General features: G+C 67.1%; 18 protein-coding genes. 7 read left to right on the forward strand and 11 right to left on the reverse strand.

The features are described from left to right. The first annotated feature begins 16 nt into the window (after window positions 1–16). The 4 genes from ACFQRC_RS05780 (at window position 17) to ACFQRC_RS05795 (ending at window position 3,180) form a co-directional block, all read left to right on the forward strand. The gene (locus tag ACFQRC_RS05780; protein WP_379958785.1) at window positions 17–787 is read left to right on the forward strand and encodes a 16S rRNA (uracil(1498)-N(3))-methyltransferase; all 771 of its coding nucleotides are present in this window, start codon (window positions 17–19) and stop codon (window positions 785–787) included. Window positions 788–832: 45 nt separating this feature from the next. Further along, the gene (locus ACFQRC_RS05785; RefSeq protein WP_379958788.1) at window positions 833–2,206 is read left to right on the forward strand and encodes a glutamate--cysteine ligase; all 1,374 of its coding nucleotides are present in this window, start codon (window positions 833–835) and stop codon (window positions 2,204–2,206) included. Between the two features lie 192 nt (window positions 2,207–2,398). Next, complete coding sequence (locus tag ACFQRC_RS05790) at window positions 2,399–2,944, forward strand: hypothetical protein (protein ID WP_379958791.1); 546 nt, start codon at window positions 2,399–2,401, stop codon at window positions 2,942–2,944. Further along, entirely contained in the window at window positions 2,941–3,180 is a 240-nt protein-coding gene (locus tag ACFQRC_RS05795; RefSeq protein WP_379958793.1) for a hypothetical protein, read from the forward strand. Before ACFQRC_RS05790 ends, ACFQRC_RS05795 begins: the two co-directional genes overlap by 4 nt. Window positions 3,181–3,206: 26 nt before the next feature. Here the strand turns inward: ACFQRC_RS05795 and ACFQRC_RS05800 are convergent, their stop codons facing one another. From ACFQRC_RS05800 to ACFQRC_RS05810, 3 genes are all read right to left on the reverse strand, one after another. Further along, window positions 3,207–3,866, reverse strand: a complete 660-nt coding sequence (locus tag ACFQRC_RS05800) for a sigma-70 family RNA polymerase sigma factor (RefSeq protein WP_379958795.1) — start codon at window positions 3,864–3,866, stop codon at window positions 3,207–3,209. Between the two features lie 89 nt (window positions 3,867–3,955). Then, window positions 3,956–4,093, reverse strand: coding sequence for a hypothetical protein (locus tag ACFQRC_RS05805; protein WP_379958798.1), 138 nt, complete (start codon window positions 4,091–4,093; stop codon window positions 3,956–3,958). Between the two features lie 88 nt (window positions 4,094–4,181). After that, window positions 4,182–4,979: a response regulator gene (locus ACFQRC_RS05810; protein ID WP_379958801.1), complete on the reverse strand. Its 798-nt coding sequence runs from the start codon at window positions 4,977–4,979 to the stop codon at window positions 4,182–4,184. Between the two features lie 299 nt (window positions 4,980–5,278). Here ACFQRC_RS05810 and ACFQRC_RS05815 point away from each other — a divergent pair, with 299 nt between their 5' ends. Continuing rightward, window positions 5,279–5,503 (forward strand): NepR family anti-sigma factor, encoded by a 225-nt coding sequence (locus tag ACFQRC_RS05815; RefSeq protein ID WP_379958804.1) that lies wholly within the window; start codon window positions 5,279–5,281, stop codon window positions 5,501–5,503. 92 nt (window positions 5,504–5,595) lie between these two features. Further along, window positions 5,596–7,107, forward strand: coding sequence for a sensor histidine kinase (locus tag ACFQRC_RS05820; RefSeq protein WP_379958807.1), 1,512 nt, complete (start codon window positions 5,596–5,598; stop codon window positions 7,105–7,107). Window positions 7,108–7,122: 15 nt separating this feature from the next. Here the strand turns inward: ACFQRC_RS05820 and ACFQRC_RS05825 are convergent, their stop codons facing one another. Then, the gene (locus tag ACFQRC_RS05825) at window positions 7,123–7,311 is read right to left on the reverse strand and encodes a hypothetical protein (RefSeq protein ID WP_379958810.1); all 189 of its coding nucleotides are present in this window, start codon (window positions 7,309–7,311) and stop codon (window positions 7,123–7,125) included. Between the two features lie 396 nt (window positions 7,312–7,707). Here ACFQRC_RS05825 and ACFQRC_RS05830 point away from each other — a divergent pair, with 396 nt between their 5' ends. After that, complete coding sequence (locus tag ACFQRC_RS05830) at window positions 7,708–7,836, forward strand: entericidin A/B family lipoprotein (RefSeq protein ID WP_379958813.1); 129 nt, start codon at window positions 7,708–7,710, stop codon at window positions 7,834–7,836. A gap of 55 nt (window positions 7,837–7,891) precedes the next feature. Here ACFQRC_RS05830 and ACFQRC_RS05835 read toward each other — a convergent pair whose 3' ends face one another. From ACFQRC_RS05835 to nagZ, 7 genes are all read right to left on the reverse strand, one after another. Continuing rightward, window positions 7,892–9,631 (reverse strand): phospholipase D family protein, encoded by a 1,740-nt coding sequence (locus ACFQRC_RS05835; RefSeq protein ID WP_379958816.1) that lies wholly within the window; start codon window positions 9,629–9,631, stop codon window positions 7,892–7,894. Beyond that, window positions 9,628–10,398, reverse strand: a complete 771-nt coding sequence (gene tatC / locus ACFQRC_RS05840; RefSeq protein ID WP_379958819.1) for a twin-arginine translocase subunit TatC — start codon at window positions 10,396–10,398, stop codon at window positions 9,628–9,630. Before tatC ends, ACFQRC_RS05835 begins: the two co-directional genes overlap by 4 nt. After that, window positions 10,395–10,760, reverse strand: a complete 366-nt coding sequence (gene tatB / locus ACFQRC_RS05845) for a Sec-independent protein translocase protein TatB (RefSeq protein WP_379958822.1) — start codon at window positions 10,758–10,760, stop codon at window positions 10,395–10,397. The genes tatC and tatB overlap by 4 nt, the downstream gene beginning before the upstream one ends. A 25-nt stretch (window positions 10,761–10,785) precedes the next feature. Beyond that, window positions 10,786–11,040 (reverse strand): twin-arginine translocase TatA/TatE family subunit, encoded by a 255-nt coding sequence (locus tag ACFQRC_RS05850; RefSeq protein ID WP_379958824.1) that lies wholly within the window; start codon window positions 11,038–11,040, stop codon window positions 10,786–10,788. A 30-nt stretch (window positions 11,041–11,070) separates the two neighbouring features. Then, window positions 11,071–11,661 (reverse strand): SMC-Scp complex subunit ScpB, encoded by a 591-nt coding sequence (gene scpB, locus ACFQRC_RS05855; RefSeq protein ID WP_379958827.1) that lies wholly within the window; start codon window positions 11,659–11,661, stop codon window positions 11,071–11,073. Further along, complete coding sequence (locus ACFQRC_RS05860) at window positions 11,658–12,419, reverse strand: segregation and condensation protein A (RefSeq protein ID WP_379958830.1); 762 nt, start codon at window positions 12,417–12,419, stop codon at window positions 11,658–11,660. The genes scpB and ACFQRC_RS05860 overlap by 4 nt, the downstream gene beginning before the upstream one ends. A gap of 90 nt (window positions 12,420–12,509) precedes the next feature. Further along, the gene (nagZ, locus tag ACFQRC_RS05865; RefSeq protein WP_379958832.1) at window positions 12,510–13,517 is read right to left on the reverse strand and encodes a beta-N-acetylhexosaminidase; all 1,008 of its coding nucleotides are present in this window, start codon (window positions 13,515–13,517) and stop codon (window positions 12,510–12,512) included. Window positions 13,518–13,519: the final 2 nt, after the last annotated feature.

Genomic DNA, 13,519 nt, shown 5'->3' on the forward strand with positions numbered 1-13,519 from the left:
ACGATTAGGAGGGCGCATGCCCGCCACCCCCGCCTGGCCGCCCTCCAGCCTTCCTCGGCTGTTCGTCGATCAGCCCTTGGCGCAGGATGCCCTCCTTACCCTCGAAGGTCCCCCGGCAAATTATCTCGCCACCGTCCTCCGCCTCCAGCCCGGCGACCAGGTCAAGCTGTTCGACGACCGCAGCGGCGAATGGCTCGCTGAGATCGTCGAGGCGGGGAGGAAGCGCGTCACTCTGCGCCTCGCCACGCACCTCCGCGAGCGCGAGGCAGTGCCTGATTTGTGGCTGCTGTTCGCGCCGATCAAGCGCGGGCGGATCGACTGGATTGCCGAGAAGGCGACCGAATTGGGGGTCGCGCGGATCGTCCCCGTCCTCACCCGGCGCACCATCGTCGACCGCGTCAACAGCGATCGCCTGCGCGCCCACGCCATCGAAGCCGCCGAGCAATGCGACCGCACCGCCCTTCCCGAACTGGCCGAGCCGGTGAAGCTCGCTTCGCTCCTCGCCGACTGGCCCGCCGACCGCGCCCTCCTGTTCGCCGACGAGCAGGGCGGCGTTCCGCTGGCCGAGGCCGCCGCGCCCGGCCCGGCCGCGATCCTGATCGGCCCGGAAGGCGGCTTCACCGACGAGGAGCGCGCCGTCATTCGCGCCATTCCGCAGGCCCAAGCCGTCTCGCTCGGCCCCCGCATCCTGCGCGCCGACACGGCCGCTCTCGCCGCCATTGCTTTGTGGATGGCGAGCGCCGGCGACTGGGATCTAGACCCGTCATCCCGGCGAAGGCCGGGATGACGATGCAGGCTGGCGGCCTTCCCCGGCCCCGGCTATGGGCGCGCGATGACGACGCGCACCGCTTCCGACGCCGCCGATCCCCTGATCGAGAGCCGCGACGACCTGCTCGCCCCCTTCATCAAGGGCGAGAAGCCGAAGCATGCCTGGCGGATCGGCACCGAGCATGAGAAGTTCGTCTATCGCCGCGAGGATCACCGCGCGCCGAGCTATGATGAGCCCGGCGGCATCCGCGACCTTCTCATGGAGCTCACCCACTTCGGCTGGGAGCCCGTCGTCGAGAATGGCAACGTCATCGCCCTCTCCGGCCCCGACGGCAATGTCAGCCTCGAGCCTGCCGGCCAGCTCGAACTGTCCGGCGCGCCGCTCGAGAACCTCCATCTGACCTGCGCCGAGGCCGGCCGCCATTTGAATCAGGTGAAGGCCGTCGGCGACAAGCTCGGCCTCGGCTTCCTCGGACTCGGCATGTGGCCCGACAAGGCGCGCGCCGATCTGCCGGTCATGCCCAAGGGCCGCTACGCCATCATGCTCCGCCACATGCCGCGCGTCGGCAATCTCGGCCTCGACATGATGCTGAGAACCTGCACCATCCAGGTCAATCTCGATTATGCGTCCGAAGCCGACATGGCCGCGAAGTTCCGCGTCGGCCTCGCCCTCCAGCCGCTCGCCACCGCGCTCTTCGCCAACTCGCCCTTCACCGAAGGCAAGCCCAACGGCTACCTCTCCTATCGCAGCCACATCTGGTCGGACACCGATCCGCACCGCACCGGGATGCTGCCCTTCGTGTTCGAGGACGGCTTCGGCTATGATCGCTATCTCGATTACGCGCTCGATGTGCCGATGTACTTCGTCTACCGGGACGGCCGCTACATAGATGCCGCCGGCCAGTCCTTCCGCGACTTCCTTGCCGGGAAGCTCCCGGCCCTCCCCAGCGAGAAACCGCGCCTCTCGGACTGGACCGACCACCTTTCCACCGCCTTCCCCGAAGTGCGCCTCAAGAGCTTCCTCGAAATGCGCGGCGCCGACGGCGGCCGCTGGAGCAAGATCTGCGCCCTCCCCGCTTTGTGGGTCGGCCTGCTCTACGACGGCAATGCGCTGGACGCCGCCTGGGACGAGGTCAGGCACTGGACGCTGGAGGAGCGCCAGACCCTGCGCGACGCGGTGCCGCGGCTCGGCCTCCAGGCGGCGACTCCGAACGGCGGAACCCTGCGGGAGCTCGGCGCCCGCATCCTCGCCATCGCCGAATCCGGCCTCCAGGGGCGCGCGCGCCTCAATGCCGCCGGCGACAGCGAATCGGGCTTCCTCGATCCGCTTCGCGAAATCCTCGCCCGAGGCCAATCCCCCGCCGCGTCGCTGCTCGAGCGTTATCACGGGGACTGGAATGGCGACGTTTCCCACATCTATGAGGAACTGAGTTTCTGATGGGGCTTCAACGGACGCGACCACGACTTCGCCTCCGAACCTCGCGCTCGTCTCGCATCCGCAACGCTTAGTCCGGTTCGCGCCCCCGGGGGGATTCCAGCGGCTCAACTTCCCGCTAGCTTCACCTCTCACAGCAGCGAATCGGTAGGGGGAGCCGTTCGGGGAGGCAGTAAGTTGGCGACCACCGGACAGATGGCAAGCAACCCTGGGCTGGGCGAAAAGGATTGGCCGCCAAGTCCCGTTTCCGAAGCCGACCTCGCCCGAGGCATGTTGCTGTTGCGCGCCAGCAACATGAATGTCGTCCGGCTCCAGCTGGCGATGGAGCGGCGCGACCGCCGTTTGGCCATGGAGGCGCTCGACGGCCTCGTCGCACTCGATGGGGAATTGAGCGGCCTAATCGGGGACATGCCGCCGCCCGGCGCCGAATATAGCGCGCTGGCCCGTCGTCTGGACGACCAGAAAATCGCGCTCGCCTCCGAAAAGCTGGTCTTCGCCGCCGGCCGTGCCGGGCCCGCTCTGGCCCGCGCCTCTTCCGCTCCCGCTTACACAGAAATCCCATCCCCTCCGGCGCCCGAGGAGGCCGAATTCTTCGCCGGGGAAGACGAGGAGCCCGCGCGCGGCACACCCTGGATCGCCTTCGCCGCGACAATCATCCTCCTGCTCGCGCTCGGCGCGGTGGGCGCTTATTATGCGCTCGGCATCGACGGCGTGACCAAGATCGTGGAGGCTTGGCGATGAGCGAGTGCGAAGGCCTGCTCCGCGCCCGGGCGCTGGAAGCCTATGAGACGATCCCCTCGCTCGACGCGCATGGCGAACTCACCCGCCTGATCCTCGCCGAGGTCGCCTTGCTGACGAAGAAATATCGCTGCGTCCGCCGCCACGATGTTCCGCACATCGCCGAACTGACCGGCCTGCTCGATGTCCTGTGGCAGGAAGTGGAGATGGCCGAGGCGCGGGGCGACGAGGCGCACTGAGCCGCGGGCGGCGGCGAAACGCCGTCCTAACCGCCGCGCGCGCCGGGATCGCGGTCGCGGCTGAGATCGTCCACTTCGCTCATGATCGATTGAAGCGCCGTCTTGCTCGAATCGGTTTCGTGGTCTCGCCGCGAGGGGAGGTTGCCGTCGGTCAGCAAAGCCTCCAGCGCGACCCGGCCGCGGGCGACCCGGCTCTTGATCGTGCCGACCGCGCAGCCGCAAATCTCGGCCGCCTCCTCGTAAGCGAAGCCGCCCGCGCCGACCAGGATCAGAGCCTCGCGCTGCGGCTGCGGCAAATGCATCAACGCCCGCTGCATGTCGCCCAATTCGACGTGCCGGTCCTGGCTCGCCGGCGCGGCCAGCAATTTGGACGCGGTCAGTTCGTCCCATTCGCCCTTGAACCGGGCGCGTCGCATCTGGCTGAGGAAGAGGTTGCGCAGGATGATGAAGGTCCAAGCGCGCATGTTGGTGCCGGCCTGGAAGCGCTTCCGCGCCGCCCAGGCCTTGAGCAATGTCTCCTGGACGAGATCGTCGGCGAGGTCGCGGCTGCCCGAGAGCGACCGCCCGAAGGCGCGCAGGTGCGGGATTACCTGGCCAAGCTGTTCCTTGAATTCGTCGTCGGGCAGCGGCACCGGCTCTTCCCGGCGCTCCTCTTCGTCGATCACTGCTGGCTTATGGCCGGCCATCAGGCTGCCCCCGTATGCTGAAATGGATTGTCGCTTGCGCGCATGACGGCCCGTTTGGGGCCGCTACCATCTGGTATTGGATGTATGCGCTAGCGCCAGACAAACAAGATCAGGGCGAAGAGGATGACGACTAGAACGACCGAGATGCTGAGTATGTAGCGCGTCATGTGAGGCGTCGTGCCGGCACGGGCCTCGGTCTTGCCGATATGCTGTTCGCGTTCGTCCATAAGCTGGGCGCTTCCTCGATCTACCTGAACTTACCGGGCCAACGTCCGCCGGGGCGGGGCGGTTCCCTTCGGCCCGAAAACGCCGCCGTCACGCCGCCGGAACGGTCGCGCTGTCGAAGAACAGTGCCTGGGCGATCGCCGCCTTCACCGTCGAGCGCTGGAACGGCTTGGTGATGAGGAAGGTCGGCTCCGGCCGCTCACCGGTCAGCAGCCGCTCGGGGAAAGCGGTGATGAAGATGACCGGCACCTGGAATTCGGCGAGGATATCCTTGACCGCGTCGATGCCGGAGCTGTCGTCGGCGAGCTGGATATCGGCGAGCACCAGGCCCGGCCGCTTCGCCATCGCCTGGGCGACCGCTTCGTCGCGGGTCACGGCGACGCCGGTGACGCCATGGCCGAGATCGCGGACGATCGTCTCGATGTCCATCGCGATGATCGGCTCGTCCTCGATGATCAGCACTTCGGCCCGGGTCTGGCGCTCGATCTCGGCCAGCGCTTCGGCGACGAGATTCTCCACTTCGGAGGCGGACGCGCCGATCAGATAGCCGGCATCCTCCGGGGTGAACCCTTCCATCGCCGTGAGCAGAAGCGCCTGGCGCGACAGCGGCGTGATCCGCGCCAGCCGGGCTTGGGCGATGCCTTCGGGATCGTGCGCGTCGCCGCCGCCTGAATCGTCTTCGATATTGGCCGAGGACCAGATGGCGTGGAAGGTGCGGTAGAGGCCCAGCCGGGGATCGACATCGCGCGGGAAATCACCTGGAGCGGCGACGATCGCTTCGAGCGTGGCGCGGACGAAGGCGTCGCCATGGCCCTGGGTGCCGGTGAGAGCGCGGGCATAGCGCCTGAGGAAGGGAAGGTGAGGCGCGAGTTCCTGGCCGAGCGACATTTTGGTTACGACTCCTGCATGAATTGGCCGGTGTTGTGGTTGGCTTGCCCGTGCTTTGCAACCCCGCCTCGCGCGGCATCGAAACAGCATGAACGCGGGAAAGAGAACGGCCCGGCCCGCTCCCTCTCGAAAGGGTGGAACCAATAAGCGACTTTTTTGTTTCCATGGCCACGTCGGCCGTTACAACGTCCCGGTCGGTGGGCTCTGTTCGTATCCGAATCGGTGGCGACACGCGGTATTGGCGGCGGGCCTTTTTTCAATGAAGCGGGCGCGGCGTGGGCCGCGAGGGGTATTCAGATTTGACTTTCGAGCTTGAAAAGGATGCCGACCGCCGGCGGAAATCCACTTATCCCGGCAACAGCGGAACCCCCGCTGGGTCAGGCGGTTCCAGTCGGGCCGACCTGAAGAAGAAGCAGCAGGCGGACCGACCCGAACTGGGGCTGGCGCTCAAGACCGTTTACCAGCGCACGGTCGAGGAAGACATTCCGCCCGAAATGCTCGATCTGCTCGGGAAGCTGGGGTAACGCCCCCCGCGCGAAACGGTCTGAACAGAGTGGAGCGAGACGACAAAGGCAGATTTGCATCCCGGTTCGCGCGGCTTTCCACCGGACTGAAGATGCTGTTGATCCTCAGCCTGGGATTGCTCCCGCTGGGGCTCATCGCCATCCTGGCCTCGGTCGAAAGCGCGCGCGACACCGGCGCCAAGCGGGCCGAGCAGACGCTCGCCAAGCTCGATTTGAAAGCGCAGCGGGTCAACGGTCTGCTGTCGCGCAGTTCCGGCACTATCCGCGCGGCCAGCACGGCGATCGCGCTGACGCCGCCGGGATCCTCCATCTGCGAGACCACCCTGCTGAGGCTGGAGCGTGCCCAATCCTCGATCGGCCGCTTCGCGCTCTACGGCAATGACAATGTTCCGAGGTGCGCGACGCCGGAATATTCTCCGGCCGCCGTCCCGGCGGCGGCCGGCCGCCGCTCGCTCATTGAGATCGGCGAGGAAGGCGAAGTGCTGCGCTTCGTCCTGTGGGACGACAGAGGCGCCATAGAAGGCGCCGGCGAATTCACCCGCGAGGAGCTGTCGGAACTCACCTATATTCCCGGCACGAGCGGCAATTTCGATCTGGAGCTGCTGCAAGGCGACAGGTCGATGATGCTGCGGAGCGATTATCAGCCCGGCCCGCTCGTCCAGTCGGTGACGGGCCTCGCCTCCATCGCCGGCGAGCGCCTGATGATGCGGATCACGCTCGGCGCGGTTCCGATCAGCGCGGTCGAGGTGCTGATGATCCTGCTCCCGGTGATGATGTGGATTTTTGCCGCGATCATCGGCTGGATCATTCTCGACCGGCTGCTGCTGAGGCCGCTGGTGCGGATGCAGCGGGCGGTCCTGGCCTATCGCCCGGGCGACACGAGCCTCGATCTGCCCACCTTGAAGACTCCGGCGCGCGAGATCGGGGACCTTGGCCGCGCCTTCGATCAGGTGACGCGGACCATCGCCCGGCACGAGGCGGACCTCGAGGCCGCGATCGAGCGCCAGAGCCGGCTCGTCCGCGAAGTCCATCACCGTGTGAAGAACAATCTCCAGGTGGTCGCCTCGCTCCTCAATCTCCATGCCCGCGGCGTCGCGAACGAGGACGTGGCCGCCGCCTACGCCTCGATCCAGCGCCGGGTCGACGCGCTCGCGGTCGTGCATCGCAACCATTTCGCGGAGCTGGAGGATAATCGCGGCGTCGCCTTGCGGTCGCTTATCTCCGAACTCGGCGCCAATCTGCGCGCCACCGCTCCGGCTTCCGCCGGAAACATGACGATCCGGATCGATATCGAGCCCTTCTACACCACCCAGGACGTGGCCGTTTCCGTCGCCTTCCTCGTCACCGAGATCGTGGAGTTCGCGATGTTTTGCGGCGCGCACCCGGTGTCGATTTCATTGCGCGCCGGCGCGAGCGGGAGCGCCCTGCTGGCGGTCGAATCCGAAAGCCTGCGTGGCGAGGCGTCCTGCGATCCCGATCTCGTCGACCGGTTCGAACGGATCATCACGGGCCTGGCGCGCCAGCTCCGCTCCGCGCTCGACCGCGACAACGAACGGGGCCGCTACGCACTGGAAATCGCGGTCATCGACAAGGGCGACGGCTAGGTTCGGGCCGCGGGGTCACCGGCTGCGGTCGTCGCGCCCTTTCGCTTCGTCCGAATAAGGCGGGCGGCCGATCGACTTCTTCTTCGCTTCGGCGAGATCGGCTGAATCCTGGCCCGCCTCGGCCGCGCTGTCGATATTGCGGCGCTCATCCTCGCGGACTCCGTCGAGATCGGAATGGGGCGTCGCTTTGGGTGGTTTGCTCATCCGTTGCTCCTTGGCTTTTCCATCCCTAACCGGCCGCGCGGCAATCCGGTTGCGTTCGCCCCGGCCGGCTGCGGAAAGTTTTTGTGCCCGCCGCGATTTTTTTCGAACCCGGCGGGAACCCGAGTGCCCCTCCCTCGTTCAGCACTTCGGATAGTGACCTTTTGCCCCCCCGCTCTCGCTATCCATAATATGAGCCCGGACGCGCCAACCTCCCCCCCCCGGTGGCGCTTCCGGGCTCAACATTTTTGAGGCGGGCTCCCATCCAAGGAAATAGGCGCGCCGATTGCGATGTCGGCGTCGTGACGCCGGTGGAACCAAGGCGCGCCGGCGCGCATTAAGCCCTCGCACGCACGCCGGCCACTCGATCGTCGCGCGCGTTTAGCCAGGAGAAAGATCATGGTCCGTAAGCTGTTTGCACTATTCGCCATAACGGGCAGCCTTGCCCTTGCCGCCTGCAACACCATCGAAGGCGCCGGCGAGGATGTCGAGTCGGTCGGCGAAACCGTGTCCGACGCCGCCGATTGAGGCGGTTCCCCTACATCCATGGAAAGGCGTCGCCGAGGCGGCGCCTTTTTCATGTTCACACCAGATCGTCCGGTATGAACCAGTAAGGCCGCGCGAACCGCCGCGCCCGGCCGAGTTGATAGGGAACGACGAACCCCTTTCGCGCCTCGGGCGCCGCGGCGGCATTGGCGCGGGCGACGGCGCGCCAGCCCTCCAGGTCCATGCCCTCCGGCAGCGCGCCTTCGAGGAGCTGTTTCCAGAGGTCGCGCTTGAAGTCGGCGATCCGGTCCCCCGCTTCGGTCCAGATGAAGCCCAGCTCCGTGTCCCACTCGAAGCTGCGCCCGTTCACGTTGGCCGAGGACATGAGGCAGGCCTTGTCGTCCGCGATCAGCAGCTTGGAATGGATATGGATGAGCCCGGAGCCGTAAGCGGTGCCCCGCGTCTCCTTAAACTTTTCCTCGCCGGATTCGACGGGCTCGTCCTTGGCCAGGGTGAACAGGCCGACGCGATGGGGGCCCGCCTTGCGCAGCAGCCTTCCGAGCGCGCGGGCCTGGAGGTGCTCGCCATGCCGGTGGGCGAGGTTGTCGCTCTGGCCCTGAAAGGCGATTTCCTCCGGCGCGTTGGCGACGAGGATGATGACTTCAAGGTCGGAGCTGGCGCGCAGCGCCGCCTCGATCCAATCCGCCGCGTCGTTGGAGCGAAAGAATTGCGCCTCGATATAGAGCTGGCGCCTGGCTGAGAGGATCAGTTCCCGGTGCGCCGCCTTCAGCTCCCGAATGCCGCGCGCCGGGCCGATTGCGAACGTCCCGCCGGATTTCAGCGACATCGTCCGGGCGAGCTGGACCCGGGCCTGGCCTTCGCTCTCCTGCGTCGTCGGCTCGGCTTTGATCTCGGTCAGCGGGTCGAGCATCAGCTCGCGGCCGCAGCCGTCGGTCCATTCCGCGACGGTCGAGCGGTAGCGCGGCAGTTCCCGGTTCCACAGCCGCGCGAAATGGCGCGCGGCGTCGGCGACCACGGGCCCCTCGACCAGCGCCGACATGTCGTGCCAGGTGCGGTCGGCGCGCTGGTCGTGCCGGCGGTCGTCCCAGCGACGCTCGTCGAGATCGAGCCCGCCAATGACCGCCTTGTCGCCGTCGACGACGACGAATTTCTGGTGGTAGGTGGCGGGCCACAATCGGGGCGGCGGGGCGGCTTTCCAGGCTTTCGCCTGCTTTTCCTCCCACCGGACATGACGCCACAGGCCGGGCCGGGTCTCGAAGCCGCCATCCTTGTGCTTCTCGCGCTTCAGGAGCTTCCCGACCACCTTGCGGATGCGGCGGCGCAGCAGCAGCCGCAGCAATTGCCGCCAGCCCCAGCCCATCTCCCCTTCATGCTGGACGACGATGAGCTGGAGGCGAGGGCGTATGTCCTCGTCCAGTCCCTCGATGACGGCGCGCAGCGTCCGATAGGTGCACCACGACCCCGCGTGGAGAAAATCGGCCAGCACCGGTTCGAAATCGGCAAGGAGGATCCGCACTTCGACGCCGCGTTCGACGATATGGGCGATCAACGCCGACCAGTCGCCGAGCCCGAGCGCCTTCGCCCGGTCCGAACGCGTTTTCGTGTCGGGATCGAAAACGCGGAAGGAGAGCCAGACCGCCTGCTTCGCATCGAGCAAGAGGTCTTCCAGCGCGGGATACATGTCCGCCGCCTCGATGAGCGGCGTGACGCGGCAGCCGTCACGGGGCGGCGCGGGCTTCATCCAGTCCGGAGCATCCTTCACCGCGAGCATCGCATTGCGATCGCTCAGGAAGGGCGGCGGCGGCGCGGCCGTCAAACCAGGTCTTTCCCGGCGTCCCGCGCCCTCCGCCGCTCGGTGAACCAGATCGCGATCAGCGACAATTCGTAAAGCAGGATCAGCGGCACGGCGAGCATGAACTGGGAGAGGATGTCGGGCGGCGTCGCCACCGCGGCGATGATGAAGGCGACGAGAATGGCGTAGCGCCGCCCGCGGACCAGCTGCTCGCGCGTGACGATCCCCGCCCGTTCCAGCAGCATCAGCAGGACGGGCAGGAGGAAGGCGATGCCGAAGGCGAGGATGAAGTGCATCACCAGGCTCAGATATTCGCCGATCGACGGCAGTGCCTGCTGCTCGATGCCGCCAATGTCGCCCTGATAGCCCAGGAAGAAGGTGAAGGCGGTCGGCATCACGACATAATAAGCCAGCGCCCCGCCGGTCAGGAACAGGACGGGCGTGGCGATCAGGAAGGGAAGGAAGGCGCGCTTCTCCTTCGAATAAAGGCCCGGCGCGACGAACGCCCATATCTGGTTGGCGATGATCGGAAAGGCGAGGAAGAAGGCGGCGAAGAAAGCCACCCGCACCTCGACGAAAAAGGCTTCGTAGAGCTTGGTGTAGACGAGCTTGCCCTGCCCCGGCCCGAACGCTTCAACGAGCGGCTGGGCGAGGAACGCGAAAATCCTGTCGGCGAAATAGAAGCAGCCGCCGAAGCAGAGCAGCAGCGCCACGGCCGACCAGATCAGGCGCCGCCTCAGCTCGACGAGATGGTCCATCAGCGGGGCGCGACTCTGGTCGACCTCGCTCATGGCAGCTTGCGGTCGTCGTCGCCGGCGCGCGGCGGCGGCATGTCGCCTTCCACAGGCGGCGTTTCTCCGGCCGGTGGCGGCGATTCTCCGACGGGAGGCGCGCCGTCACTCTTCGGGACTTCGACCGAGGGGAATTCGCGCATGATGCGGGCATTCTCCTCTTTCCATTTCTTCTCCATCTCCTCCAGCTCGGCCTCGCGCATCATCGTGTCGAGGCCCGAACGGAAGTGACGCGCCATGCCCTTCGCCTTGCCGACCCAATTGCCGACGGTGCGCATCACGCGCGGCAGATCCTTCGGGCCGATCACCACCAGGGCGACCAAAGCCACGATCAGCAGCTCGGTGGGTGCGATATCGAACATGCGCCCAGCCCCTCAGGCGAGCCGGTCAGGGCTCGCGCCGGTCTTCCGGATCGGCGGCGCGGCCGCGCTCCGGCGTCGCGTCGGGCTTGAGATCGATCGGACGGTCGCCTTCGATCTGCGGCGGCGGCGCCGGCTTCTCATCGTCGTCGGTCATGCCCTTCTTGAAGCTCTTCAGGCCCTTGGCGACATCACCCATCATCTCGGAGAAGCGGCCCTTGCCGAACAACAGCAATATGATGACGCCGACGACCAACCAATGCCAAAGGCTCAAACCACCCATCTTCATTCTCCACAGACGCTTGGAAGACCCCTAGTCGTCCTCGCGCTCCGTTTCCAGTTCTAGCTGTTCACCCAGCTGCTCCAGGGCCGCGTCGACCGGATCGAGCAGCCCGGCCGCCTTCAGATCGTCGATGCCGGGCAGGTCGCGCCGGCTCGCCAGGCCGAAATGGGCGAGGAAGCCGGCGGTGGTCGCATAAGTGAGCGGCCGCCCCGGCACCTCCCGCCGCCCCGCCGGCCGCACCCAGCCCGCCTCCATCAGCACGTCGAGCGTGCCCTTGGATATCTGGACGCCCCTTATCGCCTCGATGTCGGCGCGGCTGACCGGCTCGTGATAAGCGATGATCGCCAGCGTCTCGACCGCGGCCCGGCTGAGCTTGCGCACCTCGTCGCGTTCACGCCGCAGGATGTGGGCGAGATCGGGCGCGGTCTGGAAATGCCAGCGCCCGCCGCGTTCGACCAGCTCGATCCCCCGCCCCACATAATGGCCGGCCAATGCGCGCAGCGTCTCGCCGACATCGACATGCGGCCCGACATAATCGGCTATTTCCCGCGCGCTCATCGGCTCCTCGGCGGCGAACAGGGTCGCCTCGACCGCGCGGATATCGTCGGACGGCCTGCTCATGCGGCGCGAATGTACAGCGGCGCGAAAGCGGACGACTGCTCCATCTCCACCTTGCCCCGCCGCGCGAGCTCGAGGGTGGCGACGAAGCTGGAAGCGAGCGCCGACTTGCGGAACTCCCCATCCTGCGTCTCGGGCAGGAAGCTTTCGATCCTCGCCCATTCGACGCCGGCGCTAAGCAGCCGCTCGACCCGCAGCAGCGCCTCCTCCAGGGTCATGACCGGGCGGCGGCTGACGACGTGGTAAGCCGGCTCGGTCCGTGCGCGGACATTGCCGTAGGCGGCGATGAGGTCGTAAAGGTCCGCCTGCCACGCCGCCTTGCGGATCATCCGCAGCCCCTCCGGGCGCCCCCTCGCAAACACGTCGCGCCCGAGCCGGTCGCGCGCCAGCAGCCGCGCTCCCGCGTCGCGCATCGCGTTCAGCCGCTGGAGGCGGAGCTGGAGCCGCAACGCCAGTTCCTCGGGACTGGGATCGGCCTGCTCGTCGCGGGGCAGCAGCAGGCACGATTTGAGGTAAGCAAGCCAGGCCGCCATCACCAGATAATCGGCCGCGATCTCGAGCCGCAACTTGCGCGCGTCGGCGATGAAGGCGAGATATTGCTCGGTGAGCGCGAGTATCGAAATCTCGCGCAAATCCACCTTCTGCGTCCGCGCCAAAGTGAGCAGCAGGTCGAGCGGCCCTTCCCAGCCGTCTATGTCGAGCGTCAGCCTCTCGGTCTCGGCGACCGCCGGCTGCTCTTCGAAGGAATCGTCCCAATCCACCAGCGCGAGACTAAGCGGCGGGGGTGACGATGCGAAGCGGAAAAATGGCTTCTCCGGCGCCGGAATGGCGCAGCGCCGGCGCGATTCTCTTTAAGCGTAACCGAGGAGCGCGTCCCGCTTGGCTGCCAGCTCCGCATAAGGAGCGCCCTCGCCCGCATCCACCACGCTCGCCATCGCCCGGCCCAGGCGTTCGCGCGCCGCGTCCGTCATTTCGCCGAGGCCCGACGCCACCGCGACCATCTCGGCCATGTCGCCCGAGCAGTGCAGGGCCACATCGCAGCCTGCCGCGATCACGCCCGCCGCGCGTTCGTCGAAGCCGCCCGACAGCGCGTGCATGCCGAGATCGTCGGACATGAGCAGGCCGCCAAAGCCGATCCGTCCGCGGATGATCTCGCCGATCACAATCGGGGACAGGCTGGCGCAACGATCCGCGTCCCAGGCGGTATAGACGACGTGGGCGGTCATCCCCATCGGCGCGCCGGCCAGCGTGCGGAAGGGCTCGATGTCGGTTTCCAGCTCACCTGAGGAAGCGGTGACGACCGGGAGCTCCTGATGGCTGTCGCTCGTCGAACGGCCATGGCCGGGCATATGCTTGACCACGCCGACCACGCCCGCCGCGCGCAGCCCTTCGATCACCGCGCGCCCGAGGGCCGCGACCTGCATCGGCTCGAAGCCCAAGGCGCGATCACCGATAATGTCGTGCGCGCCCGCCTGCCGGACATCGAGCAAGGGCAGGCAATCGACATTGATCCCGGCCTCGCGCAGCACCGAGCCGATCGCCTGGGCGTTGACCCGCGCCGCCTCGATCGCGCTGATCGGCGCGACCTGGTAGAGGTCCGCGAACGCCTCGGCGGCGGGGAATTCCGGCCAGACCGGCGGCTGCATCCGCGAGACGCGGCCGCCTTCCTGGTCGATGAGGATGGGGAGGTCGTCGCGGCGGTGAAGGGCGCGCAGCGCGTCGGTCAGCGCGCGGAGCTGCTCCGGGTCGATGCAATTGCGCCGGAAGAGGATGTAGCCGGCGGGATCGGCATCGTGGAAGAAGGCGCGCTCGTCCGCGCTGAGGCTCGCGCCCGAAAGGCCGTAGATCGCCGGCTGCATGT

It is taken from the genome of Enterovirga sp. GCM10030262 (assembly GCF_042666435.1).
GTDB lineage: Bacteria > Pseudomonadota > Alphaproteobacteria > Sphingomonadales > Sphingomonadaceae > Allosphingosinicella.